The organism is Streptomyces sp. Go-475 (assembly GCF_003330845.1).
Lineage (GTDB): Bacteria > Actinomycetota > Actinomycetes > Streptomycetales > Streptomycetaceae > Streptomyces.
The window spans coordinates 5518511-5544059 of the sequence record NZ_CP026121.1; the positions used below are offsets into that span (position 1 = coordinate 5518511).

A 25549-nucleotide genomic window follows, 5' to 3' on the forward strand; every position below is an offset into this window, starting at 1 on the left:
GTCTCATGAGGACAGATGCGCGGGCGTACGATCCCAGTCCTCCGGCAGTGACGGTACCCCCCAGGACGGATCCGGGCGCCAGTCCTGCCAGCCGTCCGAGAACGGCGGCCCCCAGGCGCGGATCACCTCCACCGCGGCCCGCCCCGCCGTCCGTACCTTTTCGGCCTGTTGGTCGTCCATCAGCCCGTCCCTCCGGGCCTGGGCGAACTCGTCCTCGTCGCGCCAGTGCCAACTGCGGTCCGGATGGACCGAGATGTCCAGGAAATGGTCCTCCGAGTCGACGCCGCCCGCCCAACGGGACAGCGGCTCCTCCAGGTTCACGTACCAGTTCTTGAACAGCCAGCCCGGCTCCCAGAACAGCCACACCGACCAGGGCTCGCCGGGCCGGGCGAGCTTCAGCACGCCCGTGCCGAACCACCGGTCGCGCTGCACGGCCCGCGGCTTGGTGTAGCGCGTCGGAAGCGGCTCCAGGTGCACGGGGGTGCCGTCGGCGAGCACGGGCTTCACGCACTCGGTGCCGGGCGCCAGCCACACGGCGAGCAGCTCCGCGTCGTCCCGTACGACGGTGACGGGGCGCGCGATGTGGATGTGCGTGCCGCCGTTCTCCCGGTACCGCCACAGGATCCGGCTCCCGGGTGCCCAGAAGCCCGCCGCACCACCCGTTTCCACGCGTCTCACCGCTCCACCGTCTGCCATGCACAGATATTAGGTGCCATAGGCATACGACGCTGCGGCGCGTGTCACGGTTCACGCGCCGGGCGTACGTGCGCCGCGAAACGTCACGGGTGCGTCATCCGCAGGACATCCAGCGCCTCGTCGAGCTGCTCCCGGGTCAGGTCCCCGCGCTCCACGTACCCGCTGTCGAGGACGACCTGACGGATCGTCTTCTCCTCGGCCATGGCCTTCTTGGCGACCTTCGCGGCCTCCTCGTATCCGATGTACTTGTTGAGCGGCGTCACGACGGAGGGGGAGGACTCGGCGTACTCCCGTGCGCGCTCGCGGTTCGCGGTGATGCCGTCGACGGTGCGGTCGGCGAGCAGCCGCGTCACGTTGGAGAGCAGCCGGATCGACTCCAGCACGTTCTTCGCGATGACCGGCAGCATCACGTTGAGCTCGAAGTTCCCGGCGGCGCCCGCGGTGGCGACGGTGGCGTCGTTGCCGACGACCTGCGCGCACACCATGAGCACGGCCTCGGGAATGACCGGGTTCACCTTGCCCGGCATGATCGAGGAGCCGGGCTGGAGGTCGGGCAGGGTGATCTCGGCGAGGCCCGTGCGCGGCCCGGAGGACATCCACCGCAGGTCGTTGGCGATCTTCGTCAGGCCGACGGCGATGGTCCGCAGCTGCCCGCTGGTCTCGACGATGCCGTCCCGGGCGCCCTGCGCCTCGAAGTGGTCCCGCGCCTCGGTGAGGGGCAGCCCGGTGGTGCGGGCGACCTCCTCGATGACGGCGGCGGAGAAGCCGGGCGGGGTGTTGATGCCGGTGCCGACGGCCGTACCGCCGAGGGGGAGTTCGGCGAGCCGGGGCAGGGACGCCTGGAGCCGCTCGACCCCGTGCCGCATCTGGGCGGCGTACCCGCCGAACTCCTGGCCCAGCGTCACGGGCGTGGCGTCCATCAGGTGCGTCCGCCCCGACTTCACGACGTCCGCGAACTCCTCGGCCTTGCGCTCCAGGGAGGCGGCGAGGTGCTCCAGCGCCGGGACCAGGTCGCGCGTCACCGCGGCGGTGGCGGCGATGTGGATGGAGGACGGGAAGACGTCGTTGGACGACTGGGAGGCGTTGACGTCGTCGTTCGGGTGCACGGGACGCCCGAGCCGCTCGGTCGCCAGGGTGGCGATGACCTCGTTGGTGTTCATGTTGGACGAGGTACCGGACCCGGTCTGGAACACGTCGACGGGGAAGTGCTCGTCCCACCTGCCCTCGGCGACCTCCCCGGCCGCGTCCTGGATAGCCTGGGCGACGTCCTTGTCCAGGACCCCCAGCTCGGCGTTGACCTTGGCCGCCGCGCCCTTGATCCGGGCCAGCGCCTCGATGTGTGCCCGCTCGATGCGCTGCCCGGAGACGGGGAAGTTCTCCACGGCCCGCTGGGTCTGGGCCCGCCACTTGGCGTGGGCGGGCACTCGGACCTCGCCCATGGAGTCGTGCTCGGTGCGGTACTCGGTCCTGTCCTGCTCGTCGGTCATCGACGATCACCTCCACGTGTCACAGCGCCAGCGCCGCGACCACTGTTCCCCGTGGAGGCGATTCGTCACCGGCCTTTCTCAGGCGAGTCCGGGACCGCGTACCGGAATGGACGTGAACGTCGGCTGCGGCGCCGGGTCCTGGAAGAAGTCGTTGCCCTTGTCGTCCACGACGATGAACGCCGGGAAGTCCTCGACCTCGATCTTCCAGACGGCCTCCATGCCGAGCTCCTCGTACTCGACGACCTCGACCTTCTTGATGCAGTCCTGGGCGAGGCGCGCGGCCGGGCCGCCGATGGAGCCGAGGTAGAAGCCGCCGTGGGCGTGGCACGCGTCGGTGACCTGCTTGCTGCGGTTGCCCTTGGCCAGCATCACCTTGGAGCCGCCCGCCGCCTGGAACTGCTCGACGTAGGAGTCCATGCGGCCGGCCGTGGTCGGGCCGAAGGAGCCCGACGCGTAGCCCTCGGGGGTCTTCGCCGGACCCGCGTAGTACACCGGGTGGTCCTTCAGGTACTGCGGCATCTCCTCGCCCGCGTCCAGCCGCTCCTTGATCTTGGCGTGCGCGATGTCGCGGGCCACGACCAGCGGGCCGGTCAGGGAGAGCCGGGTCTTCACCGGGTACTTGGTCAGCTCGGCCAGGATGGCGTCCATCGGCTGGTTCAGGTCGATCCTGACGACGTCACCGTCGGCGTCGAGCTGCTCGTCCGTCGTCTCCGGCAGGAACCGCGCCGGGTCCGTCTCCAGCTGCTCCAGGAAGACGCCCTCGGCGGTGATCTTCGCGACGGCCTGGCGGTCGGCGGAGCAGGACACCGCGATGGCGACCGGGCAGGAGGCGCCGTGCCGGGGCAGGCGGACCACGCGCACGTCGTGGCAGAAGTACTTGCCGCCGAACTGCGCGCCGATGCCGATCTTCTGCGTCAGCTCGAAGACCTTCTGCTCCAGCTCCTTGTCCCGGAAGCCGTGCCCCAGCTCGGAGCCCTCGGCCGGGATCTCGTCCAGGTAGTGCGCGGAGGCGTACTTCGCGGTCTTCAGCGCGTACTCGGCGGACGTACCGCCGACCACGATCGCCAGGTGGTACGGCGGACAGGCGGCCGTACCGAGCGAACGGATCTTCTCCTCCAGGAACTTCATCATGGAGGACTCGTTCAGGACGGCCTTCGTCTCCTGGTACAGGAACGACTTGTTGGCCGAGCCGCCGCCCTTCGCCATGAAGAGGAACTTGTAGGCGCCGCCGTCGGTCGCGTACAGCTCGATCTGCGCCGGGAGGTTGGAGCCGGTGTTCTTCTCCTCCCACATGGTGAGCGGAGCCATCTGCGAGTAGCGCAGGTTCAGGTTCTGGTACGCGTCGTAGATGCCGCGGCTCAGGGCCTCCTCGTCACGGCCGCGCGTGAGCACGTTCTGCCCGCGCTTGCCCATCACGATCGCCGTGCCCGTGTCCTGGCACATCGGCAGCACGCCCGCCGCCGCGATGTTCGCGTTCTTCAGCAGGTCCAGCGCCACGAACTTGTCGTTGCCCGACGCCTCGGGGTCGTCGATGATCCGGCGCAGCTGCGCCAGGTGGGCCGGGCGCAGGTAGTGCTGGATGTCGTGGATGGCCTCCTCGGCGAGCTTGCGCAGCGCCTCCGGCTCCACCTGGAGGAAGGTCCGTCCGTCCGGCCCCTCGACCGTGGAGACACCCTCGGAGGTCACCAGCCGGTACGGGGTGGTGTCCTCTCCCTGGGGGAGCAGATCGGTGTACGCGAACTCAGGCATCTCAGCCCATTCCTCACTCTGCGGACGGCGGCCCGCCTCCATCGGCGAGCGCCCACCAGAGTAGAACCCCGCCGGTGGCCGTGAGCTCGTGAGGTAAGGCTCAGTTCGTCACAGTCGGCCGGGACGCGGGTCCGTCCCCGGGGGGTGTCGCGATCTATCGTGTTTCGGTACGCTGCTGTCGTGGACCTTCAGAAGCAGGACCCTCACACGCAGGCCGACCCTCGCACGCAGGCCGCGCCCGCCGTCTCCGAGCTCCGCGCCTCCGACGCCGAGCGCGACCGGATCGCCGACATCCTGCACGACGCCCTCGCCGAGGGCCGGCTCACCGTGGACGAGCACGCCGAGCGGGTCGAGGGGGTGCTGCGCGCCAAGACGGTCGGTGAGCTGGAGGTCTTCATACGGGACCTGCCCGCGGCCCACCGCCGGGGCCCCGGCCCGGCCCCGAGCCCGGCCCCCCACCGCCCCACGGCCGGCGCCATCCCGATCGAGCCGGACGACAACGTCGTCGCGATCTTCAGCGGCGCCGTCCGCAAGGGCCGCTGGCGCGCGGGCCGCCGGATCCACGCCTACGCGATCTTCGGCAGCGTCGAGATCGACCTCAGCGAGGCCCTCTTCGACCACCAGCAGGTCGTCGTCAAGTCCTTCGCGATATTCGGCAGCGTCGACATCCGCGTCCCGGAGAACGTGTCGCTGCGCGGCATCGGCGGCGGCGTGCTCGGCAGCTTCGAGGTCGACACCCTCGACTCGGGCGAACCGGAGGCCCCGGTCGTCTACGTCGACGGGTGGGCCGTCATGGGCAGCGTCGAGGCGCGGCCCCGGCGCGGCAAGGTCGTCGCGGACATCCTGGACCGGGTGCAGCGCAAGGCCGACAAGAGTTTGCGCAAACACCTGGGGCATTGACAGTCGCGAATCCCCCGAAACCGGCGGTTCGGAACTCAGTGCATAGGCGCGCGCACAGCGGGTAGGCCTTGCTGCATCGTCTCTCGCTCGCGAAGCCGTCGTCAGGAGTAGACCGTGCTGCAACCGCCGCATTCGTCCCTGCAGGTCGCTGCCGTTCCGGCCCCGCGGGTGCCAGCGCGAGACAGGGATCAGGACGCCCCGTGGCACACCGAGGCGGTGTGCCGGCGTGACGAGGCCGGGCTGTTCTTCGCCCCCTCCAAGGAGCCCACGGCCGCCCGGCTCTCCCGGGAGGAGGCGGCGAAACGGGTCTGCGCCCGCTGTCCGGTCATGGTCGAATGCCGCGAGCACGCCCTGCTCCAGCCCGAGCCCTACGGCGTCTGGGGCGGCCTCACCGCCGCCGAGCGCCGCGTGGTCCTGGCCCGGCGGCGCCGCCGCGACCTGGAGCTGAAGAAGACGGCTCGCTCGGCGAACCGCATAGCGGCCGCCGGCTGACGGTCGACAGCACGACGAAAGGGCGTCCCCACCGCACCGGGGACGCCCTTCGTGCCACCGGCTACTTGCCCTTGTCGAAGTCGATCGCGCTGTACGCCCGCAGCTTGGACAGCCGGTGCTCCGAATCGATCCTGCGCACCGTGCCCGACCGCGAGCGCATCACGATCGAGTCGGTCGTCGCCGTCTCCGCCCGGTAGCGCACGCCCCGCAGCAGCTCACCGTCGGTGATGCCGGTCGCCACGAAGAACACGTTCTCGCCGGTGACCAGGTCCTCCGTCGTCAGCACCCGGTCGAGGTCGTGCCCCGCGTCGATCGCCCGCTGCCGCTCCTCGTCGTCCTTCGGCCACAGCTTGCCCTGGATCGTGCCGCCCAGGCACTTCACGGCGCAGGCCGAGATGATGCCCTCGGGCGTGCCGCCGATGCCGAGCAGCAGATCGACCCCGGTGCCCTCCCGCAGCGCCAGGATCGAGCCGGCCACATCGCCGTCGGAGATCAGCTTGATGCGCGCACCGGTGTCCCGGATCTCCTTGATGATGCCCTCGTGCCGCGGCCGGTCCAGGATCACCACCGTGACGTCCTCGGGCGCGGACCGCTTGGCCTTCGCGACCCGGCGGATGTTCACCGACACCGGCGCGTTGATGTCGACGAAGTCGGCCGCCTCCGGCCCGGTGACCAGCTTGTCCATGTAGAAGACGGCGGACGGGTCGAACATCGACCCGCGCTCGGCGGCGGCCAGCACCGCGATCGCGTTGGTCATGCCCTTGGCGGTCAGCGTGGTGCCGTCGATCGGGTCGACGGCGATGTCGCACTCGGGCCCGGTGCCGTCGCCCACGCGCTCCCCGTTGAACAGCATCGGGGCCTCGTCCTTCTCGCCCTCGCCGATGACGACGACGCCGTTCATCGAGACGGTGGAGACGAGGGTCCGCATGGCACGCACCGCGGCACCGTCGGCGCCGTTCTTGTCACCGCGTCCGACCCAGCGGCCCGCGGCCATCGCCGCCGCCTCGGTGACCCGGACCAGTTCCAGGGCGAGGTTGCGGTCGGGAGCCTCGGAGGGCACATCCAGTTCGGACGGCAAGTGATGATGCTCGGTCATCGGAGCGCACCTTTCTGTACGACGACGGCCGGATGAGGGTGTTGTTCGCCCGACTCTATCGCCGAGCCCGCAAAATGAGCAGGGGCCCCCACGGATGAGCGCCGCCGAGACCTGCGACGATAGGGGGCGTGGCAGGCACGAACGGCAAGCAGAAGACGGCTCGGGACATGATCCTCTCGATGGGGGTCATCGTCCTCGTGGCGGGCGTCATATACCTCTTCATCCCGCACGACGACAGTCCGCCCGACCTCAAGCGCGTCGACTACCGGGTCGAGCTGCTCACGGCACGCCGCGCCGCCCCGTACCCCGTCGCCGCGCCCCAGGGGCTGCCCGACACCTGGAAGGCCACCTCCGTCCGTTACCAGGCCGACGAGTTCGACACCTGGCACCTCGGCTTCCACGACCCCGAAGGGGAGTACGTGGCGGTCGAGCAGTCCACTCAGCGGCGCCCCGTCTTCCTCGACGAGGCCACGCAGGGCGCGCGGGAGACCGGGAAGACCGAGGAGATCGACGGCCGGACGTGGACCCGCTGGGAGGGCGGCCGGTACGACGCGCTGGTCCTGGAGGGCACCAAGGGCTCGACCACGGTCGTCACGGGCACCGCGTCGTTCGCGCAGCTGACGAAGATGGCGGAGGCGCTGGAGACGAAGTGAGACCGCAGCGCGCATGAGAAAGGCCCCCGGCTGTACCGGGGGCCTTTCTCGTGTACGTCGGTCAGACGGTGGTGACGACCTGGTCGAACTCCAGGCGCGGGGAGCGCGGGTACCAGGCGTCCGGGCCCGGGCGGCCGATGTTGACGACCATCAGCGGGGTGTGGTCGTCGTCCAGGAACTCCTTGCGCACGCCCTCGAAGTCGAAGCCGGTCATCGGGCCGGCGGCCAGACCGGCGGCGCGGACGCCGACGATGAAGTACGCGGCCTGCAGGGCGGCGTTCAGCGCGGCGGCGCTCTCGCGCGCGGGGCGCTCGGCGAAGAAGGCGTCCTTGGCCTGCGGGAAGGCCGGGAACAGGTGCGGCAGCTCCTCGTGGAACTCGTTGTCCGCGGAGAGGATCGCGACCAGCGGGGCGCTCGCGGTCTTGGCGCGGTTGCCCTCGGCCATGTGCCCGACGAGGCGCTCGCGGGCCTCGGGGGAGCGGACCAGGGTGATGCGCAGCGGGGTCTGGTTGAAGGCGGTCGGGCCGTACTTGACCAGGTCGTAGATCGCCTGCACCTGCTCGTCGGTCACCGGCTCGTCGGTGAAGGTGTTGGCGGTGCGGGCCTCGCGGAACAGGAGGTCCTGGGCTGCGGGGTCAAGGACGAGGGACATGGATGCACTTTCTCGCGTCTGGTCCGGGAGATCGGCTGACGTCTTCGACCGTACGCGAATGAAGTTCAACGTTCAACTAAGAGTGGGGTGTCATAGGTCACCCTCGCACCGCACCACCGGGACTACTCGGCGTCCTCGTCCTCCGCGGCCTCCTCCGCCAGCGCCGCGTCCAGCCGCGCCCGGGCCCCGTCCAGCCAGCGCCGGCACACCTTGGCCAGCTCCTCGCCCCGCTCCCAGAGCGCGAGGGACTCCTCCAGCGTCGTACCGCCCGCCTCCAGACGGCGGACGACCTCGATCAGCTCGTCCCGCGCCTGCTCGTACCCGAGCGCCTCGTCCGTGCCCGGCGCCTGTTCCACCTCGCTGGTCATCCACCCACCCTATGTGTCCACTCGTACGGAGAACTCACCCTCGGAGACCCGCGCGCGCAGGGTCTCGCCGGCCGCCACCTCGCCGGGGTCGCGGACCGCGTGCCCGTCCGCCTTCTGCAGCACGGCGTACCCGCGCTTCAGGGTCGCGGCGGGGGAGAGGGCCACCACGCGCGCGTGCGTGTGCGTCAGCTCGGAGTCGGCGCGGTCCAGCTGGTGCCGCAGGCAGCGCCGGCCGCGGTCGAGCAGGTCCGCCACGTGGTCGGCGCGCTCGTCGATCATCCGGTGCGGGTCCTGTATCGACGGCCGCGCGAGCGCGTGCGCCAGGCCGCGCTCCTCCCGGTCCAGCAGCGCCGCCACGCACCGCCGCGCCCGGTCCCGCAGCAGCCGCACCCGCTCGTACTCCTCGCCGACGTCCGGTACGACCTTCTTGGCGGCGTCGGTCGGGGTGGAGGCGCGCAGGTCCGCCACGTGATCCAGGAGCGGGTTGTCGGGCTCGTGGCCGATGGCCGAGACCACGGGCGTACGGCACTGCGCGACCGTCCGGACCAGCTGCTCGTCGGAGAACGGCAGCAGGTCCTCCACGCTGCCGCCGCCGCGCGCGACGATGATCACGTCCACGTCGTCGATCGCGTCGAGCTCCTTCACGGCCTGCACGACCTGCGGTACGGCGTGCACGCCCTGCACGGCGACGTTGCGCACCTCGAAGCGGACGGCGGGCCAGCGGTGCCGGGCGTTCTCCAGCACGTCCCGCTCGGCGGCCGAGGCCCGTCCGCAGACCAGCCCGATCAGCTGCGGCAGGAACGGCAGCGGCTTCTTGCGCTCCGGCGCGAACAGGCCCTCCCGCGCCAGGGCCTTCTTCAGCTGCTCCAGCCGCGCGAGCAGCTCCCCGACGCCCACGGGCCTTATCTCGGTGGCCCGCAGCGACAGCTGCCCCCGCGGGGCGTACCACTCGGGCTTCGCCAGGACGACGACCCGGGCACCCTCGCTGACCACGTCCGCGACGGCGTCGAACACCTGCCGGTAGCAGGTCACGCTGACGGAGATGTCGTACGAGGGGTCCCGCAGCGTCAGGAACACCACACCGGCGCCCGGCCGCCGCGACAACTGAGTGATCTGCCCCTCGACCCACACCGCCCCGAGCCGGTCGATCCACCCCCCGATGAGCCGCGACACCTCACCGACGGGCAGCGGGGACTCCGGAGTCGTGTTCACAGCCATGCCCGCGAGCGTAGTGGCCACCACCGACAATCCCGATCAGCCGACCGGGTAGGGGCAGGGCGGGCCGACAGCAGCGCGGTCGAGCATCGCCATCCGGCCCGCCACGAACCCGGCCTCCTTCCCGAGCCCCACGCGCGCGTAGGCGAAGACCGAGCCCGCCTGCGGGACGACCCGGACCATCTGGGCGTAGCTGAACGCGGTGAACGCCATCGCGACCGTGGCGACGAGGTACACCAGCGCGACCGCGCCGTGCGACTTGGCGTCCAGCGTGCCGAACACGCCGACCGGGGCCATGGGAGCGATGAACAGCAGCCCGTAGACGACGAGGTCCCGGAAGCCGAGACCGCGCCGCAGGGCGTGCTCCCCACCGGTCGCGGGGGCCGCCGTCCCGGTCTCGGTCATCCTGCCTCCGCTCCACGGATCCCGTCCGTCACGTCACGCCCTGTCAGTCTTCCCAGGGACTCCACAGCGGCGCGATCTCCGACCCGCCGAACGCGGCCTTACGATGGGACGCATGTCTGCTTCGCCTGGCCGCCGTGTCCTGCTCGCCGCCCCCCGTGGCTACTGCGCGGGTGTGGACCGCGCCGTGATCGCCGTCGAGAAAGCGCTGGAGCAGTACGGCGCTCCGGTCTACGTCCGCCACGAGATCGTCCACAACAAGTACGTCGTGCAGACCCTGGAGAAGAAGGGCGCGATCTTCGTCGAGCAGACGGAAGAGGTCCCTCCGGGCAACATCGTCATGTTCTCGGCGCACGGCGTGGCCCCGGTCGTCCACGAGGAGGCCGAGCGCGGCAAGCTCGCCACCATCGACGCCACCTGCCCGCTGGTCACCAAGGTCCACAAGGAAGCCGTCCGCTTCGCCAACGACGACTACGACATCCTCCTGATCGGCCACGAGGGCCACGAGGAGGTCATCGGCACCTCCGGCGAGGCCCCCGACCACATCCAGCTCGTCGACGGCCCGGGCGACGTCGAGAAGGTCGAGGTCCGCGACCCGTCCAAGGTCGTCTGGCTCTCCCAGACCACGCTGTCCGTCGACGAGACCATGGAGACCGTCGACGCCCTGAAGGAGAAGTTCCCGCAGCTCATCTCCCCGCCCAGCGACGACATCTGCTACGCCACGCAGAACCGCCAGCTGGCCGTGAAGCAGATGGGCGCCGAGTCCGACCTGGTCATCGTGGTCGGCTCGCGTAACTCCTCCAACTCCAAGCGGCTCGTGGAGGTCGCCAAGATCGCGGGCGCCCGCGCCGCCTACCTCGTGGACTTCGCCGACGAGATCGACGAGGCCTGGCTGGAGGGCGTCTCCACGGTGGGCGTCACCTCGGGCGCCTCCGTCCCGGAGGTCCTGGTCGAGCAGGTCCTGGAGTGGCTCGCGCAGCGCGGCTTCGAGGACGTCGAGATCGTCAAGGCCGCCGAGGAGTCCATCACGTTCTCCCTGCCCAAGGAGCTCCGCCGCGACCTGCGCGAGGAGGCGGCCGCGCTGGTCGCCGAGCGCGGCGGGGCCGGGACCGGTGAGGATTCCGGGGAGTGATCGGGGACAGGCCGGGCAGCCACCGCTGTCCGGCCTGTGACTGTCAGTCGTTCGTCGTAACGTAGGGCCATGCAGATCTTCGGTGTGGACATCGGCGGTTCCGGGATCAAGGGTGCCCCGGTGGACCTGGACAAGGGCGACCTGGCGCAGGAGCGCCACAAGGTCCTCACCCCGCACCCGGCCACGCCCGACGGGGTGGCCGACGGCGTCAGGCAGGTCGTCGACCACTTCGGCTGGACGGGACCGGTCGGGATCACGTTCCCGGGCGTGGTCACCGACGGGGCCACGATCCGCACGGCGGCGAACGTCGACGACAGCTGGATCGACACCGACGCCCGGGCGCTGCTCGGCGAGCGGCTGGGCGGCCTGCCGGTGACGGTGGTGAACGACGCGGACGCGGCGGGCATCGCCGAGCTGCACTTCGGCGCCGGCCGCGACCGCCGGGGCACGGTGATCCTGCTGACGTTCGGCACGGGCATCGGCAGCGCGGTCTTCGCCGACGGCGTCCTCGTCCCCAACACCGAGCTGGGCCACCTGGAGCTGGAGGGACACGACGCGGAGAAGCGCGCCTCCAGCAAAGCCCGCGAGGACCACGACATGACGTGGGAGCACTGGGCGGTGCACCGCGTGCGCAAGTACCTCGCCCATGTGGAGATGCTGTTCTCGCCGGACCTGTTCATCATCGGCGGCGGCGTGAGCCGCAAGTCCCACAAGTTCCTGCCCTACATCGAGGGCATCAAGGCGGAGATCGTCCCGGCGCAGCTGCAGAACAACGCGGGCATCGTGGGCGCGGCGATGCGGGCGGCCGGACACTAGCCAGGCGGGGTCCGGCGTGGTCACACAGGCGGGGTCCGGCGTGGTCACATCGGCAGGACCCGGCGTGGTCACATCGGCGGGCGGGCCCCGGCCGTCCGCCGCCGGTGCACCAGCCTGATCCGCCGGACGATCACGATCAGCCCGGCGATCAGCGTCCCGCCGTACAGCCACCCGGCCTGCGTGGCGAGCGCCGTCACCAGCCCCATCAGCCTGCCGCCGGTCCCTCCGTCGCCCTCCGCCAGCGGCAGCAGCCCCACGGCGAACGCGATCGGCACGACCACCGGCGCGGTCATCAGGTCCCCCCGGCGCACCCAGAGGGCGGTCAGCACGCACACCGGCAGGAACAGCACGCCGTACGCCGTCAGCGACGCCCCGAACAACGCGGCGCACAGCGCGCCCAGCAGGAACATCACCACCGCGCAGAACAACCCGCTGCCCAGTCCGGTCAGCCGGGGGTTGGGCATCCGCCCGGGGCTGGGTGCCGGTGCGGGGGCGGGCCGCCGTACCGGCGCCGGACGGCGCTGCTGGCCCGGCGGCCGGGCGGTGCGCACGGACCCGCCGCCCGCTCCCCGTTTCGCCTGGGGCGGCAGGGGCGGCCTCGGCCGGTCACGTCGCGGTCCGTACTGGGCAGGTCGCGTCCTGTATTGCTCCACCGCACCAACTTAGGTCGTTCAATATGCCGAATGGCCCGTCAGACACGCCGTGGGCCGAGGCTTGGCCAAGCGTTCGATACGCCTCCCGGGTCGGTTCCGGGTACGCCGTAGACTGGTGGATCGGCCGGTCCCCTGGCCTCCTGGCCCTCTCCACTCACGGGAAGTCGCAACGTGTCGCTCACGATCGGAATCGTCGGTCTGCCGAATGTCGGCAAGTCGACCCTGTTCAACGCCCTGACCAAGAACGACGTGCTGGCGGCCAACTACCCGTTCGCCACGATCGAGCCCAACGTCGGCGTGGTCGGCGTCCCCGACCCCCGCCTGACCAAGCTGGCGGAGATCTTCTCCTCCCAGCGGGTCCTCCCGGCCACGGTCGACTTCGTCGACATCGCCGGCATCGTGCGCGGCGCGTCCGAGGGCGAGGGCCTGGGCAACAAGTTCCTCGCGAACATCCGCGAGTCCGACGCGATCTGCCAGGTCATCCGTGCCTTCAAGGACGAGAACGTCGTGCACGTCGACGGCAAGGTCTCGCCCAAGGACGACATCGAGACGATCAACACCGAGCTGATCCTCGCGGACCTGCAGACGATCGAGAAGGTCCTGCCGCGCCTCCAGAAGGAGTCGCGGATCAAGAAGGACATCGCGCCGAAGGTGAAGGCCGTCGAGGAGGCCAAGGAGATCCTGGAGAAGGGCGACACGCTCTTCGCGCACGGCATCGTCCAGGGCAGCGAGCGCGCGGAACTCCTCCACGACCTGCACCTGCTGACGACGAAGCCCTTCCTCTACGTCTTCAACGTCGACGAGGACGAGCTGACCGACGAGGACTTCAAGAACGAGCAGCGCGCCCTGGTCGCCCCCGCCGAGGCGATCTTCCTCAACGCCAAGCTGGAGGCGGACCTCGCCGAGCTGGACGAGGACGAGGCCCTCGAACTCCTCCAGTCCGTCGGCCAGGAGGAGCCCGGCCTCGCCACCCTCGCCCACGTCGGCTTCCGCACGCTCGGCCTGCAGACCTACCTGACGGCCGGCCCGAAGGAATCCCGCGCCTGGACCATCAAGAAGGGCGCCACGGCCCCCGAGGCGGCCGGCGTCATCCACACGGACTTCCAGAAGGGCTTCATCAAGGCGGAGGTCATCTCCTTCGACGACCTGGTGGAGACGGGTTCGGTGGCGGAGGCCCGCGCGAAGGGCAAAGCCCGCATGGAGGGCAAGGACTATGTGATGCAGGACGGGGATGTGGTGGAGTTCCGCTTCAATGTCTAGCCGGTGACTTAGCACCACTTCGCTGATCTGGCAAACGTGCAGGTCAAATGGGGTCTGACTCTTCGGGGTCAGGCCCCTTGGTTTTTACCGTGCTGGATAGGTGCTGGATTTTCTGACCTCCCGTCATCTGTCATCACCCCTGCTCATCCCTACCGTGCTGCCGAGGTTGTAGCCCTGGCCCCTGGCTGTTGGACCTGCAGCACACGTTCTTCCCGTGCTTTCTGCCCAAGCGGGTCCCGCTGGCCGCAGGGTTCTCGATCACCGAGTCCTACACCGAGCGCAAGTACAGCTCCTGCAAGGACAACGGCAAGAACGCCGACACCACGGTCAACGGCACCGCCTGCACCCGCGGCGGCTACCTCAACCGCATCGACTACGTCGGCGGTCGACAAGAACACACGGCGCTGCTTCCCTGTGAAGTGGTCCCACTCCGGGACCACCGCGGTCAACCAACGGCAAGGACACCCAGTGCTTCGCCTACGACGGCTATCGCCGCCTGACCGAAGCCTGGATCCCGTCCCCAAATGACTGCGCCACCGCCCGCTCCGCATCCGCTGTCGGAGGCCCGGCCCCGTACTGGCGCCAAGAACTACATCTACGACGAGCACGGAAACACCACCTAGCGCTACGGCCCCACCGGGGTCCGCGCAAAGCCTCTCCTGGGACACCGATTTGGAAAACACCTCGAACTATTCGATAGGCGAACCAAGCGCTCACTAAGTGATGGAGACCATTTCGGAGGTGAAGAGATGGATGCAGTGTGGTCGATGACTTCGCTGGGATCAGGTCGGTTCAATCCGGTTGAGAAAAGCTCAGATATGAGTGATCTGAGGCGGGACTTCAGCGAACTGCGCTCCCGTGGTGAGGGATATCTGGAAGTCCGCATACTCGACAGTGAATTCCCTCGGTTGGCCTTGAGTTTTTGCGGTGATCAGGCTGTTATCCATCTATTCACGTATGAAGCGAGCGTGTCCCTTCTCGTGGGGGATGGCGCTACTTCACCGGAGGCGACAGTTGACGTCCCGGTCATGGACGAATCGACGACATTTACGGGCGACTTCGTCCTAGGTGTCGATCACGCCTGGGAAGTTGTGCAGAAGTTCGCTCAGGCCCAAGCATTTGAAGAGCTGGGGGAGTGGCGCGAGTTGCAGTGAAAGGACTTGAGCAGTTCGCACAGGAGAATCGGAAGCCTGGCGAGCCTGAACCGGAATCGACTGGAATGAAGTACGAGTGAAGGAGGGGCCTTTATCGCCCCGCACGACTCCGCTCAGTTCCTGGGTAGCGGGAAAAGCGAGCGCCACTTGCTGGACTGTTGGACTGCTGGCCGTCGATCTGTTCTCAGGGCGGGCCTGACTAGACGGTACGTATGACAGGGGCGGGCTTGATGTCCTGGGCATCGATGAGGGTGCGGATGTCGTCAGGGTCCGAGGTCCAGATGATGGCGCCGAGGCTGGCTGCCATGGTCACGACGGTGGCATCGACGATGTCGGAGGTGCAGGCCTTGCCGCAGAGGATGCCTGCGGTTTTGGCGGTTTCGAGGCCGACGGGTACGACGTGGCACCCGGCGAGGAACTTGCCGAGTCTGACCTGGCGGCGGGAGTCCCGCCATGCCTGGCTGACGACGACGGACGGGATGTGGATGTCCCGGCCGTCTTCGAGGGCCAGGCTGTGGCGGGCCCACATGCGTCGGTCGTCGTTGTCGATGGCGATGAGTACCCCGGTGTCGTACAGGTAGGGGATGTTCACGCGGCCGAGGCTCCCGAGCGGCTGAGGTACTCGGCGTCGGCGGCGGCCAGGTCCGCGCGGGCGGCGGCGAGCTCTTCCGGGGAGAAGGCGCCGTGTTCGGCCTGCCACTCCTGGATGACGGCCCGGCCGGCCCGCAGGCGCAGCTCGCGTTCGGCTGCTCCGGCGACGAGCCGGGAGAGGGGGATGCCTTCTTCCTCGGCGGCTCCGGCCAGGGCTTCGACCAGGGATTCGTCGAGAGTGATAGTCACCTTCTTGGTAGCCATACATCAACCATAGCGCGGTATGGCCCTCGATGTCGTTGCACGGATCACGCGCAGACGAGCGCGGAGGGCTGAGCGCATCCAGCGAGGAGGACCTCGCCGACTCGATGGCCCGCGGGGCTGCGGGAAGCGGGGGCCACCGCCTGCTGTTGCGCGGCAGGGGTGAAATCCAGCCGCGGTACCGGCCCTGTGCGGCACGCTCGTCAGGGGTCCCACGAGGACATCGTGGTCGCATGCGGGGTTTTCCAAGTTTTGCTAATGGCCGGAAACCGCCTTCTTTTGGCATTGCTCCGATAGAGATCATGGCAACGAATGGCATCAGATGCTTTCAATGTCCACCTTGCATTTTCCTGTTTCCGGCGGCGCGAGGGATCATCGTGGTGAATGACGGCGCTGAACTCGCCGGGAAAAACCCAGCGGCAGACAGCTTCGAACGGTATTCCGTGGGCGCGCCGGAGCGGAGTGCGATTCTGTATCAGGGGGCCGTGACCGGCTACGGGGAGCTGAATCGGCGGGCCGGGGAGATCGCCGCGCGTCTGGCGGCCGCGGGCGTCGGGCCCTCGACACTGGTGGCGGTGGTCCTGCCGCGCGATCCCGACCTCGTCGCCACCTTGTGCGCGCTGCTCAAACTGGGTGCCGCGTGTCTGCCCGCCGACCCCGGAGCCCCGGCCGGACGGCTGCGCGAGATCCTCGCCGACGCGGCCCCCGATGTCCTGGTCACCACCCGTGCCGCCGTTCCGGAATTCACCGGCGATTGTCCTGTCTGTTTCCTGGAAGGCGAGCCGCCGACAGCTTCTCTCGGCTCGCCGGAGCGCGGCGTGCGGAGCGTGCTCGGAATCGCCTACCTGCTTTATGCGGAATCCGCGGACGGCAGGCTGGAGAATTCGGTTGTCTCCTACGCCGATTTGACGCGCCATATCGGCGATCCAGGCGTCGGGATTCCCGACGGGGCGGGGGTTCTCGGCCTGATCGCGCCACTCCTGTCAGGCAATCGTCTGGTGCTCGACGCCGATGAGGTCCCCCATCGGTCGGCCACCCGCGTGGCGCCACGTGATGTGGTGGAGGAGGCCGTGGCGCAGGTCTGGTGCGCCGTGCTCGGCGTCGACCGGGTCGGCGTGCGGGACCGCTTCTTCGACCTGGGAGGCAAGTCGCTGCTGGCACTCCAGGTGGTGGCGCGCCTGCGGAAGCTGTTCGGTGTCGAACTGCCCCTGCGGGCCCTGTTCGACGCGCCGACGGTCGAGGAGCTGGCCGCCTGGGTGCGGGCCGAACGCGCCGGCGGCCAGGACAGCCGTGAGGAGGCGGCGCTCCGGCCGGTGGAGCGCGACGGGCCACTGCCGCTGTCGTTCGCACAGCAACGCCTGTGGTTCCTGGACCAGCTGGTGCCCGACAGCGCCTTCTACACGATGTGCGACGCCTTCCGCGTACGGGGACGCCTCGACGTGGACGCGCTGCGGCGGGCGCTGCGGATGCTGGTCGCCCGGCACGAGACGCTGCGGACGGCGTTCGTCGAGCGGGACGGGGTGCCGTACCAGGTCATTGATGCCGCTGACGGTCCGGGCGCCCGGCGTGCGGCCGCCCTCACCCGGGTCGACCTGACACCACTGGAGCCCGCCGAGCGGGAGGAGTCGGCGCGCGGGCTGGTGGCGGCGGAGGCCCAGACTCCCTTCCGGCTGGCGGACGGCGCGCTGATGCGGGTGGTGGCGGCCCGGCTGGCCGACGACGAGCACGTGCTGGTGGTGACCACGCACCACATCGTCTCCGACGCCTGGTCCGTGGGTGTGCTGGTGGACGAACTGGGCCGGCTGTACCGGGAGTGCGTCACCGGCGACGCAGCCGGACTGCCCCCGCTGGACGTGCAGTACGCCGACTTCGCCGTCTGGCAGCGGGACTGGATGACCGGCCCGGTGCAGGAACGGCAACTCGCCTACTGGAAACGGGCCCTGGACGGGGCTCCCTCGGTGCTGCGGCTGCCCACCGACCATCCGCGACCCGCCGTCCAGTCCGAGCGGGGCGAGACGGTCGAGTTCACCCTGCCCGATGCGGTGGTCACCGCTCTGGAGGAGCTGGGCCGGGAGCGGAGCGTCACCCTGTTCATGACGCTGCTCGGCGCCTTCCAGGTACTGCTGGCGCGTCATGCCGGGCACCAGGACATCGTGGTCGGCGTGCCGACGGCCGGGCGGACCCGCACCGAGACCGAACCCCTGGTCGGCTTCTTCGTCAACACGCTTCCCCTGCGCGTGACCTGCGCCCCCGACCTGTCCTTCCGGGACCTCCTGGAGCGAGTGCGTGAGGCCGCGCTGGGCGCCTTCGCCCATCAGGACCTGCCCTTCGAGACCCTGGTCGAGGCACTCGCACCGGAGCGCGACCTCGGCCACAACCCCCTCGTCCAGATCACCTTCCAGCTCCTGAGCACGCCGGCGGCGCGGCCGGTCCTGCCCGGAGCGGAGGTGGAGCGGTACCCGGTCGGGGAGGCCGTCTCGCAGTTCGACCTGTCCTTGGACATCAAGCGGGCCGACGACGGGTCGTACCGGGGCGTCCTGAACTACTGCCCCGATCTGTTCGACCGGCCCCGCATGGACGTGCTGGCCGCCCAGTATCTGACGCTGCTCGGCGCCGCCGCCGCGGACCCGGGTCGCCGGATCGGCGATCTGCCGCTGTCCGACGAGGCAGAACGGCGCCTGATCCTCGACGAGTTCGGGCAACGGGACGCGACGCCGGCCGGACCGGGCGGCGTCCCGGAGCGGTCCGCGGAGGTGGTGCGGGGACCGGGCGGCGTCCCGGGGCGGTTCGCGGAGGTGGTGCGCGCGGCGCCGGACGCGCGGGCGGTGACATGCGGCGGGGACACGCTCACGTTCGCCGAGCTGGACGCTCGAGTGGCTTCCCTGACACAGGCGTTGCTCAGGTTCGGGATCACCCCCGAGACGCCGGTCGCGGTGTGCCTGCCGCGCTCCACCGACAGCGTCGTCGCCCTGCTGGCCGTGATGCGGGCGGGCGGCGTCTACGTCCCCCTGGACCCGGCGTGGCCCGCCGACCGCACGGCCTACGTCCTGGACGACACCGCGGCCCCCGTCGTCATCACCCGCGACCTGCCCGCCGATCCCGGCCGCGTCCACCTCGACCCGCGGCAGCCCCCGGCCGACGGTCCGGTGACCGCGCCGCACATCCGCCCGGACCAGGCCGCCTACGTCATCTACACGTCCGGCTCGACGGGCGCGCCGAAGGGTGTCGCCGTCCAGCACCGCTCCCTGAACCACCTCACCAGCAGCCTGCAGGCGACCTTCCTCGGCCACGAGCCCCACCGCGCCGGGGCCGGCAGCGTGCCGCCCGGGGACAGGAAGCTGCGCGTGACGCTCACCGCGCCCTTCACGTTCGACGCGTCCATGGAGCAGCTGAGCTGGATGCTGGCCGGTCACGAGCTGTTCATCGTGCCGGAGGAGGTGCGCCGCGATCCCTCGGCCCTGGTCCGGTTCGTCGAGGAGCACCGGATCGACGTCATCGACACGACGTCGTCGCAGCTCGAACTCCTCACGGACGCCGGGCTGCTGGAGGGGGCGTGGGCGCCGTCCATGGTCATGGTGGGCGGTGAGGCGGTCTCGCCGTCGCTGTGGCAGGCGCTGCGCGGCCAGCGGCGTACGCGCTGTTTCAACCTGTACGGCCCTACGGAAGCGACCGTCGACGCGACCTGCCACGATCTGTCCGGCCCCGTCGACATTCCCGTCATCGGCGTGCCGCTGCCCGGCGTGCGCGTCCGTCTCCTCGACGAGCGGCTGCGGCCGGTGCCCATCGGTGTCGCCGGCGAGATCTACCTCGGCGGTCCCGGGCTGGCCCGGGGCTACGTCAACCGTCCGTCCCTCACCGCGCAGCGCTTCGTGGCCGACCCGTATAGCGACATCCCCGGCAGCCGTCTGTACCGCACCGGCGACCGCGCCCGCTGGCGGCCCGACGGCACCCTGGAATACCTCGGGCGCACCGACCACCAGATCAAACTGCGCGGCTTCCGCATCGAACCGGGCGAGATCGAAGCCGTCCTCACCCACCACCCGGCCGTCAAGGAAGCCGCCGTCATCGACGACGAGCACGCGCGGCTGATCGCGTACGTCACACCCGCGGGTGCCGACGAGGCCGGCCCCGCCGACATCCGCCGGTTCGCGCAGGGCCGGCTGCCCGCGTACATGGTGCCGTCGGCGGTGGTGGTCCTGGACGCGCTGCCACTGACGTCGAACGGGAAGCTGGACCGCGGGCGCCTGCCGGTGCCCGAGTCGGGCAGGCCGGAGCTGGACGTGCGCTTCGTGGCGCCGCGTGACGCGGTGGAGGAGGCCGTGGCGCGGGTCTGGTGCGCCGTGCTCGGCGTCGACCGGGTCGGTGTGCACGACGACTTCTTCGAGTTGGGCGGGCACTCGCTGCTGGTGATCCAGGTGATGGCCCGGATCCGGAAGCTGCTCGGCGTCGAGGTGCCGCTGCGGGTGCTGTTCGACGCCGCGACGGTCGAGGAGCTGGCTGCCCGCGTCCGTGCCGAACAGGGCAAGGGCCTCGGCCAGGGGGCTCCGGCCCTCGAGCCGGTGGACCGGAGCGGGCCGCTGCCGCTGTCGTTCGCGCAGCAACGCCTCTGGTACCTCGACCAGTTGACGCCCGGCAGCGACTTCTACACCATGTGCGACGCCTACCGGGTCCGCGGCCCCCTCGACCTGGACGCGCTGCAGCGGGCCCTGCGGAAGCTGGTCGAGCGACACGAGACGCTGCGGACGGCGTTCGTCGAACGGGACGGCGTGCCCTACCAGGTCGTCTCGCCGCCTGACGCGCCGGTCGCGCGGCGCGCGGCGCAGGTCGTGCGGATCGAGCCGGCCGAGCGGACCGAGGAGGGCGTGCGGGACCTGGTGGCGGCTCAGGCGCGCATCCCGTTCCGGCTGGCGGACGGCGCGCTGATGCGTGTGGCCGTGGCCGGGCCGGCGGACGACGAGCATGTGCTGGTCGTGACCATGCACCACATCGTCTCCGACGGCTGGTCGGTCGAGGTCCTGGTGGACGAACTCGGCCGCCTGTACCGGGAATGCGTCACCGGCACGCCCGCCGAACTGCCTCGACTGGACATCCAGTACGCCGACTTCGCCGTCTGGCAGCGAGCCTGGATGACGGGCCCGGTGCAGCAGGAGCAACTCGCCTACTGGAAGCGGGCCTTGGACGGCGCGCCCGCGGTGCTGCGGCTGCCTGCGGACCATCCCCGCCCCACCGTCCAGTCCCACCGGGGCGAGACCGTCGAGTTCCCGCTGCCCGCGCCGCTGGTCACGCGGCTGGAAGCACTCGGCCGGGAGCAGGGTGTCACCCTGTTCATGACGCTGTTCGGCGCCTTCCAGGTACTGCTGGCGCGTTACAGCGGCCAGGACGACGTGGTCGTGGGTGTGCCGGCGGCGAACCGCACCCGGGCCGAGACCGAACCCCTGGTCGGCTTCTTCGTCAACACCCTTCCCGTGCGGGTCCGCTGTCCGTCGGAGCTGTCGTTCCGCGAGCTGCTCGACCGGGTCCGCGAGGCCGCGCTGGGCGCCTTCGCCCATCAGGACCTGCCCTTCGAGACGCTGGTCGAGACGCTCGCGCCCGAGCGCGACCTCAGCCACAACCCACTCGTGCAGGTCACCTTCCAGCTCCTCGACGCTCCCGACGAGAAGCTCGTCCTGCACGGCACGGACTGCGTCTCGCTCGGCTTCGGCGGTGTGACCAGCCGATTCGACCTGTCCCTCGACGTCATTTCGGGCCGGGACGGGAAGCGGTGCGTGCTGACGTACTGTCCCGACCTGTTCGACCGGCCCCGCATGGACGTGCTGGTCCGGCATTACCTGACCCTGCTCGGCGCGGCGGCGGACGACCCCGGCCTGCGCGTGGGCGACCTGCCGCTGAGCGACGATGCCGAACGTCTGCGCCTGCTGGCCGGGTCCGGGCCGCGGCACACGTCCGAAACCGCTCCTGGAACGGATACGGATACGGAGACGGAGACGGAGACAGATACCGATATCGATACCGATACCGATACGAAGACGGAGCCGGATACGGAGACGGTTCCGGACGCCTTCGCCGCCCAGGTGCGGGCGACACCGGACGCGCCGGCGCTGGCAGACGGGGACACGACGCTCACGTTCGCCGAGCTCGACAGCCGCGTCTCCGCCCTGGCGGGTCAGTTGCTGCGCTGCGGTGTGGTCGCCGAGACGCCGGTCGCGGTGTGCCTGCCGCGCTCCGCCGACAGCGTCGTGGCCCTCCTGGCCGTCCTGCGGTCAGGCGGCGTCTACGTGCCACTGGACCCGGAGTGGCCCGCCGGCCGCGTCGCCCATGTCCTCGACGAGGTCGCGGCCCCCGTCGTCATCACCCGCGACCTGCCCGCCGATCCCGGCCGCGTCCATCTCGACCCGCGACAGGCCCCGGCCGGCGGCCCGGCGCCGATGCCCCGCCTCCACCCCGACCAGGCCGCGTACATCATCTACACCTCAGGGTCCACCGGCGCCCCCAAGGGCGTCACCGTCCAGCATCGCTCCCTGCACCACCTTCTGAGCCACGTGCGGCACATGGCACAGGGCGGGCCCCGGCGGAACGTCGCGCACACCACCGCGATGACCTTCGACCCGTCACTGGAACAGTTCCTGTGGCTGGTCGCCGGACACACCCTGCACATCGCGCCCGAGGACGTGCGCCGCGATCCGGAGGCGCTGGTGGGTCTGGTGCGGCGGGCCGCGATCGACGTCCTCAACGTCACCCCGTCCCATCTGGCCATGCTGATCGAGGCCGGGCTGCTGGAGGGCGACCGGGTGCCGGGAACGCTCCTGGTGGGCGGCGAGGCGGTGTCCGCGACGCTGTGGCGGACACTGCGCGAACAGGGCGCCGCCACCCGCGTCTTCAACCTGTACGGCCCTACGGAAGCGACCGTCGACGCGACCTGCCACGATCTGTCCGGCCCCGTCGACATTCCCGTCATCGGCACTCCGCTGCCCGGCGTCCGCGTCCGTCTCCTCGACGAGCGGCTGCGGCCGGTGCCCATCGGTGTCGCCGGCGAGATCTACCTCGGCGGTCCCGGGCTGGCCCGGGGCTACGTCAACCGTCCGTCCCTCACCGCGCAGCGCTTCGTGGCCGACCCCTACGGTGACACCCCCGGCAGCCGTCTGTACCGCACCGGCGACCGCGCCCGCTGGCGGCCCGACGGCACCCTGGAATACCTCGGACGCACCGACCACCAGATCAAACTGCGCGGCTTCCGCATCGAACCGGGCGAGATCGAAGCCGTCCTCACCCACCACCCGGCCGTCAAGGAAGCCGCCGTCACCGTGGCCGACGACGACGGCACCGCCCGGCTGATCGCCCTCGTCGCCCTCGACTCCCACGCGCGGCACGGCGGTTCGGCCGACGGTGACCAGAGCGCCCAGGTCGAGGACTGGAACGCCGTCTTCGAGACCACCCACGTCGACGCCGCCGACGGCGAACTCACCTTCAACATCAAGGGCTGGAACGACAGCCTCACCGGTGCGCCGATCCCCGCCGAGCACATGCGGGAGTGGGTCGACACCACCGTCGTCCGGCTCCTGGACGGGCCGGCCAAGCGCGTCCTGGAGATCGGCTGCGGCACCGGGCTGCTCATGTGGCGGCTGCTGCCGCACGTCGCCGAGTACACCGGCACCGACTTCTCGCGGCCCGCCGTGGAATGGCTCCGGGAAGGACTGCGCCGGCGCCCCGCGCGCCATGCCCGGCTGCACCACCGCGAGGCGACCGACTTCACCGGCGTCGACGCCGCGTCCACCGACCTCGTCGTCATCAACTCGGTCGTCCAGTACTTCCCCGACCGTGACTACCTCGACGCCGTCCTGGACCGCGCCGTCGACGCCACGGCCGACCAGGGGCGCGTCTTCGTAGGAGACGTCCGCAACCTCGCCCTCGCCCCGCAGTTCTACGCCCGCCAGGCCCTCGCACACGCCGATCCCGGCGCATCGGCGCAGGACGTGGCCCGCGCCGCCGGGGAACTCGCCGCGCTGGACGGCGAGTTGCTGATCTCCCCCGAGTACTTCACCGCGCTCGCCGCCCGCTCGCCCCGCGTCACCGGCGTCGAGATCCTGCCCCGCCGGGGACGGCACCGCAACGAGATGAGCCTGTACCGCTACGACGTGGTGCTGCACGTGGGTGACCGTCCGGCCGCTCCCGGGCCCGAGGTGGTCACCTGGGGCGAACAGGTCCACGACCTGGCGTCGCTGTCCGCCCTCCTCGACCACAGGGGCCCGGACGCCCTGCTCGTGCGGGGCGTCGCCAACGACCGCCTGACCCGCGACAACGAGCTGCTCGACCTGCCCGTACGCACGACGGCCGTCGACCCCGAGGACCTGTGGACGCTGGAGAACTCCACCCCTTACCGGGTGAGCGTCAGCTGGGCCGCCGCGGATCCGCACGGCGCGATGGACGTCCTGCTGGTCCGGCAGGGCCTCCACGACGACCGTCCGCTGCTCGTCCCCCACCCCGCGCCCGAACCGTCGGCCCGGCTGACGAACGCGCCGACCCGGCACCGGCGTACGACCGAAGAGGGCCCGGCCGCCGACGGGCTGCGTGCCTGGCTCGCCGAACGACTGCCCGCCCAGCTGCTGCCCGCGCGGATCGTCGAGGTGGACGCGCTGCCCCGCACCGGCACCGGCAAACTCGACCGGGGAGCACTCGGCGGGCTCGTCACCGCAGGCCGCGCCGCCCGGCAGGGCGACAGCGCCGCCACCGCGCCCCGTACCGGCCTCGAACGGACCCTGGCCGACGCGTGGGCGCAGGTGCTCGGCCTGGCCGAGGTCGGCGTGCACGACAACTTCTTCGCCCTGGGCGGGGACTCCCTCCTCGCCATCCGGGCCGTCGCCCGGTGCCGTCGGGCCGGAGTCCGGCTGACCGTCCGGCAGTTGCTGAGCGAGCAGACCGTCGCCGCGCTGGCGGCAGCCCTCGATGAGGAGAACCATGACTGACCTTCAGCTGCGCACCCTCGCGCTCACCGACGAGGAGAACACCGAGGTCGACGCCCTGTTGCACACCCTGTCCGACGTACCTGTCGACTCCACCGTGGCGCTGCTGCACCGCACCCGGCTCGCCGCGCAGGAACTGCCGCTGCGCATCCGCACCGAGCTGACCGGGATGCGGCTCTACGACAGCCCGCGCGCCCTCGTCGTCACGGGCTTCCGCATCGACGACGACCGGATCGGACCGACTCCCGTGACCCGCCCCACCCCGGCCCCCGAGCGGACCCGGAACCAGGAACTGCTGCTCCTGCTGCACGCGGCCCTGCTCGGCGAGGCCTTCGCCTGGGCCACCCAGCAGAACGGCCGGCTCGTCCACGACGTGCTGCCCATCCCCGGCGAGGAGACCGAGCAGATGGGCTCCAGCAGCAAGGCCGAACTGCTGTGGCACACCGAGGACGCGTTCCACCCGCTCCGCTGCGACTACGTGGGCCTGCTGTGCCTGCGCAATCACCAGCGCGCCGTCACCACCCTGGGCTGGCCCGACCTGTCCCGGCTCGCCCCAGGGGACCGGGCCACGCTCCTCGAACCGCGCTACCTGATCCGCCCCGACACATCGCACACGCCCGAGCAGAACGCGGCGGGCGCGCAGTCCCCCGAACGGTTCTCGGCGATCGCCGAGATGGACGACGCCCCGGAGCGCGTCGCCGTCCTGTTCGGCGACCCCGACGACCCGTACCTGCGGATCGACCCGGCCTACATGAGCCCGGCCCCCGGAGACGCGGCCGCCCGGCGGGCGTACGACGCCATCGCCGCGCTCATCGAGGACGCGTTGCAGCACGTCGCCCTGGCCGCGGGCTCGATGCTGTTCGTCGACAACTACCAGGCCGTACACGGCCGCAAGCCCTTCGCCGCCGCCTACGACGGCCGCGACCGCTGGCTCAAGCGGGTCAACATCACCCGCGATCTGCGCCGCTCCCGGTCCGCCCGGCAGTCGGCCACCTCGCTGCTGGTGTGAGGGACG

The 25549-nt window shown here is 70.6% G+C and carries 20 protein-coding genes and 1 pseudogene; 10 read left to right on the top strand and 11 right to left on the bottom strand.

Annotation, left to right across the window (positions count from 1 at the left end; genetic code table 11):
• Positions 1-3: 3 nt before the first annotated feature.
• From C1703_RS25565 to C1703_RS25575, 3 genes are all read right to left on the bottom strand, one after another.
• Entirely contained in the window at positions 4-696 is a 693-nt protein-coding gene (locus C1703_RS25565; RefSeq protein ID WP_114255047.1) for a DUF402 domain-containing protein, read from the bottom strand.
• Positions 697-779: 83 nt separating this feature from the next.
• Entirely contained in the window at positions 780-2183 is a 1404-nt protein-coding gene (locus tag C1703_RS25570) for a class II fumarate hydratase (protein ID WP_114255048.1), read from the bottom strand.
• A 78-nt stretch (positions 2184-2261) separates the two neighbouring features.
• Positions 2262-3932 carry a fumarate hydratase gene (locus tag C1703_RS25575; RefSeq protein ID WP_114255049.1) on the bottom strand — a complete coding sequence of 557 codons (1671 nt, stop codon included), beginning with the start codon at positions 3930-3932 and terminating at the stop codon, positions 2262-2264.
• A 180-nt stretch (positions 3933-4112) separates the two neighbouring features.
• Here C1703_RS25575 and C1703_RS25580 point away from each other — a divergent pair, with 180 nt between their 5' ends.
• Positions 4113-4832, top strand: a complete 720-nt coding sequence (locus tag C1703_RS25580) for a DUF1707 domain-containing protein (RefSeq protein WP_114255050.1) — start codon at positions 4113-4115, stop codon at positions 4830-4832.
• Positions 4833-4946: 114 nt separating this feature from the next.
• Positions 4947-5324, top strand: coding sequence for a WhiB family transcriptional regulator (locus C1703_RS25585; RefSeq protein ID WP_031119678.1), 378 nt, complete (start codon positions 4947-4949; stop codon positions 5322-5324).
• Positions 5325-5385: 61 nt separating this feature from the next.
• Here C1703_RS25585 and glpX read toward each other — a convergent pair whose 3' ends face one another.
• The gene (glpX, locus tag C1703_RS25590; RefSeq protein WP_031119677.1) at positions 5386-6420 is read right to left on the bottom strand and encodes a class II fructose-bisphosphatase; all 1035 of its coding nucleotides are present in this window, start codon (positions 6418-6420) and stop codon (positions 5386-5388) included.
• A gap of 128 nt (positions 6421-6548) precedes the next feature.
• Between glpX and C1703_RS25595 the strand changes: the two genes are divergently transcribed.
• Positions 6549-7073, top strand: coding sequence for a DUF4245 domain-containing protein (locus C1703_RS25595; protein WP_114255051.1), 525 nt, complete (start codon positions 6549-6551; stop codon positions 7071-7073).
• Positions 7074-7134: 61 nt separating this feature from the next.
• Here C1703_RS25595 and C1703_RS25600 read toward each other — a convergent pair whose 3' ends face one another.
• The 4 genes and pseudogenes from C1703_RS25600 to C1703_RS25615 form a co-directional block, all read right to left on the bottom strand.
• Positions 7135-7725, bottom strand: coding sequence for a malonic semialdehyde reductase (locus tag C1703_RS25600; RefSeq protein WP_114255052.1), 591 nt, complete (start codon positions 7723-7725; stop codon positions 7135-7137).
• A 122-nt stretch (positions 7726-7847) separates the two neighbouring features.
• Positions 7848-8093, bottom strand: a complete 246-nt coding sequence (locus C1703_RS25605) for an exodeoxyribonuclease VII small subunit (protein ID WP_114255053.1) — start codon at positions 8091-8093, stop codon at positions 7848-7850.
• A 9-nt stretch (positions 8094-8102) separates the two neighbouring features.
• Positions 8103-9311 (bottom strand): exodeoxyribonuclease VII large subunit, encoded by a 1209-nt coding sequence (xseA, locus tag C1703_RS25610; RefSeq protein WP_114255054.1) that lies wholly within the window; start codon positions 9309-9311, stop codon positions 8103-8105.
• 78 nt (positions 9312-9389) lie between these two features.
• Positions 9390-9713 (bottom strand): annotated as a pseudogene (locus C1703_RS25615) (amino acid permease); the annotation flags it as partial.
• Between the two features lie 103 nt (positions 9714-9816).
• Here C1703_RS25615 and C1703_RS25620 point away from each other — a divergent pair.
• On the top strand, positions 9817-10842 hold the full coding sequence (locus tag C1703_RS25620) for a 4-hydroxy-3-methylbut-2-enyl diphosphate reductase (protein WP_114255055.1): 1026 nt from the start codon (positions 9817-9819) through the stop codon (positions 10840-10842).
• Positions 10843-10911: 69 nt separating this feature from the next.
• A complete protein-coding gene (locus tag C1703_RS25625) occupies positions 10912-11658 on the top strand; it encodes an ROK family protein (protein WP_114255056.1) in 747 nt (248 codons plus the stop codon).
• Between the two features lie 68 nt (positions 11659-11726).
• Here C1703_RS25625 and C1703_RS25630 read toward each other — a convergent pair whose 3' ends face one another.
• Positions 11727-12311: a DUF6542 domain-containing protein gene (locus tag C1703_RS25630; RefSeq protein WP_114255057.1), complete on the bottom strand. Its 585-nt coding sequence runs from the start codon at positions 12309-12311 to the stop codon at positions 11727-11729.
• Between the two features lie 171 nt (positions 12312-12482).
• Here C1703_RS25630 and ychF point away from each other — a divergent pair, with 171 nt between their 5' ends.
• The 3 genes from ychF (at position 12483) to C1703_RS25640 (ending at position 14725) form a co-directional block, all read left to right on the top strand.
• Entirely contained in the window at positions 12483-13571 is a 1089-nt protein-coding gene (ychF, locus tag C1703_RS25635) for a redox-regulated ATPase YchF (protein WP_114255058.1), read from the top strand.
• Between the two features lie 188 nt (positions 13572-13759).
• The gene (locus C1703_RS39050) at positions 13760-14071 is read left to right on the top strand and encodes a hypothetical protein (RefSeq protein WP_157993164.1); all 312 of its coding nucleotides are present in this window, start codon (positions 13760-13762) and stop codon (positions 14069-14071) included.
• Between the two features lie 249 nt (positions 14072-14320).
• Positions 14321-14725: a hypothetical protein gene (locus C1703_RS25640; RefSeq protein WP_114255059.1), complete on the top strand. Its 405-nt coding sequence runs from the start codon at positions 14321-14323 to the stop codon at positions 14723-14725.
• 199 nt (positions 14726-14924) lie between these two features.
• Here C1703_RS25640 and C1703_RS25645 read toward each other — a convergent pair whose 3' ends face one another.
• The gene (locus tag C1703_RS25645; RefSeq protein WP_114255060.1) at positions 14925-15317 is read right to left on the bottom strand and encodes a PIN domain-containing protein; all 393 of its coding nucleotides are present in this window, start codon (positions 15315-15317) and stop codon (positions 14925-14927) included.
• Positions 15314-15580, bottom strand: a complete 267-nt coding sequence (locus tag C1703_RS25650; protein ID WP_114255061.1) for a hypothetical protein — start codon at positions 15578-15580, stop codon at positions 15314-15316. The genes C1703_RS25645 and C1703_RS25650 overlap by 4 nt, the downstream gene beginning before the upstream one ends.
• A gap of 299 nt (positions 15581-15879) precedes the next feature.
• Here C1703_RS25650 and C1703_RS25655 point away from each other — a divergent pair, with 299 nt between their 5' ends.
• Both C1703_RS25655 and gntD read left to right on the top strand, forming a co-directional pair.
• Positions 15880-24537, top strand: a complete 8658-nt coding sequence (locus C1703_RS25655) for a non-ribosomal peptide synthetase (protein WP_269803215.1) — start codon at positions 15880-15882, stop codon at positions 24535-24537.
• On the top strand, positions 24530-25543 hold the full coding sequence (gene gntD / locus C1703_RS25660; protein WP_114255063.1) for a guanitoxin biosynthesis L-enduracididine beta-hydroxylase GntD: 1014 nt from the start codon (positions 24530-24532) through the stop codon (positions 25541-25543). Before C1703_RS25655 ends, gntD begins: the two co-directional genes overlap by 8 nt.
• Positions 25544-25549: the final 6 nt, after the last annotated feature.

Bases quoted from the DNA above. Each gene is read 5' to 3' on its own strand.
- C1703_RS25565 (WP_114255047.1), bottom strand. From the start codon at position 696: ATGGCAGACGGTGGAGCGGTGAGACGCGTGGAAACGGGTGGTGCGGCG.
- C1703_RS25570 (WP_114255048.1), bottom strand. From the start codon at position 2,183: ATGACCGACGAGCAGGACAGGACCGAGTACCGCACCGAGCACGACTCC.
- C1703_RS25575 (WP_114255049.1), bottom strand. From the start codon at position 3,932: ATGCCTGAGTTCGCGTACACCGATCTGCTCCCCCAGGGAGAGGACACC.
- glpX (WP_031119677.1), bottom strand. From the start codon at position 6,420: ATGACCGAGCATCATCACTTGCCGTCCGAACTGGATGTGCCCTCCGAG.
- C1703_RS25600 (WP_114255052.1), bottom strand. From the start codon at position 7,725: ATGTCCCTCGTCCTTGACCCCGCAGCCCAGGACCTCCTGTTCCGCGAG.
- C1703_RS25605 (WP_114255053.1), bottom strand. From the start codon at position 8,093: ATGACCAGCGAGGTGGAACAGGCGCCGGGCACGGACGAGGCGCTCGGG.
- xseA (WP_114255054.1), bottom strand. From the start codon at position 9,311: ATGGCTGTGAACACGACTCCGGAGTCCCCGCTGCCCGTCGGTGAGGTG.
- C1703_RS25620 (WP_114255055.1), top strand. From the start codon at position 9,817: ATGGGACGCATGTCTGCTTCGCCTGGCCGCCGTGTCCTGCTCGCCGCC.
- C1703_RS25625 (WP_114255056.1), top strand. From the start codon at position 10,912: ATGCAGATCTTCGGTGTGGACATCGGCGGTTCCGGGATCAAGGGTGCC.
- C1703_RS25640 (WP_114255059.1), top strand. From the start codon at position 14,321: ATGGATGCAGTGTGGTCGATGACTTCGCTGGGATCAGGTCGGTTCAAT.
- C1703_RS25650 (WP_114255061.1), bottom strand. From the start codon at position 15,580: ATGGCTACCAAGAAGGTGACTATCACTCTCGACGAATCCCTGGTCGAA.
- C1703_RS25655 (WP_269803215.1), top strand. From the start codon at position 15,880: ATGGCAACGAATGGCATCAGATGCTTTCAATGTCCACCTTGCATTTTC.
- gntD (WP_114255063.1), top strand. From the start codon at position 24,530: ATGACTGACCTTCAGCTGCGCACCCTCGCGCTCACCGACGAGGAGAAC.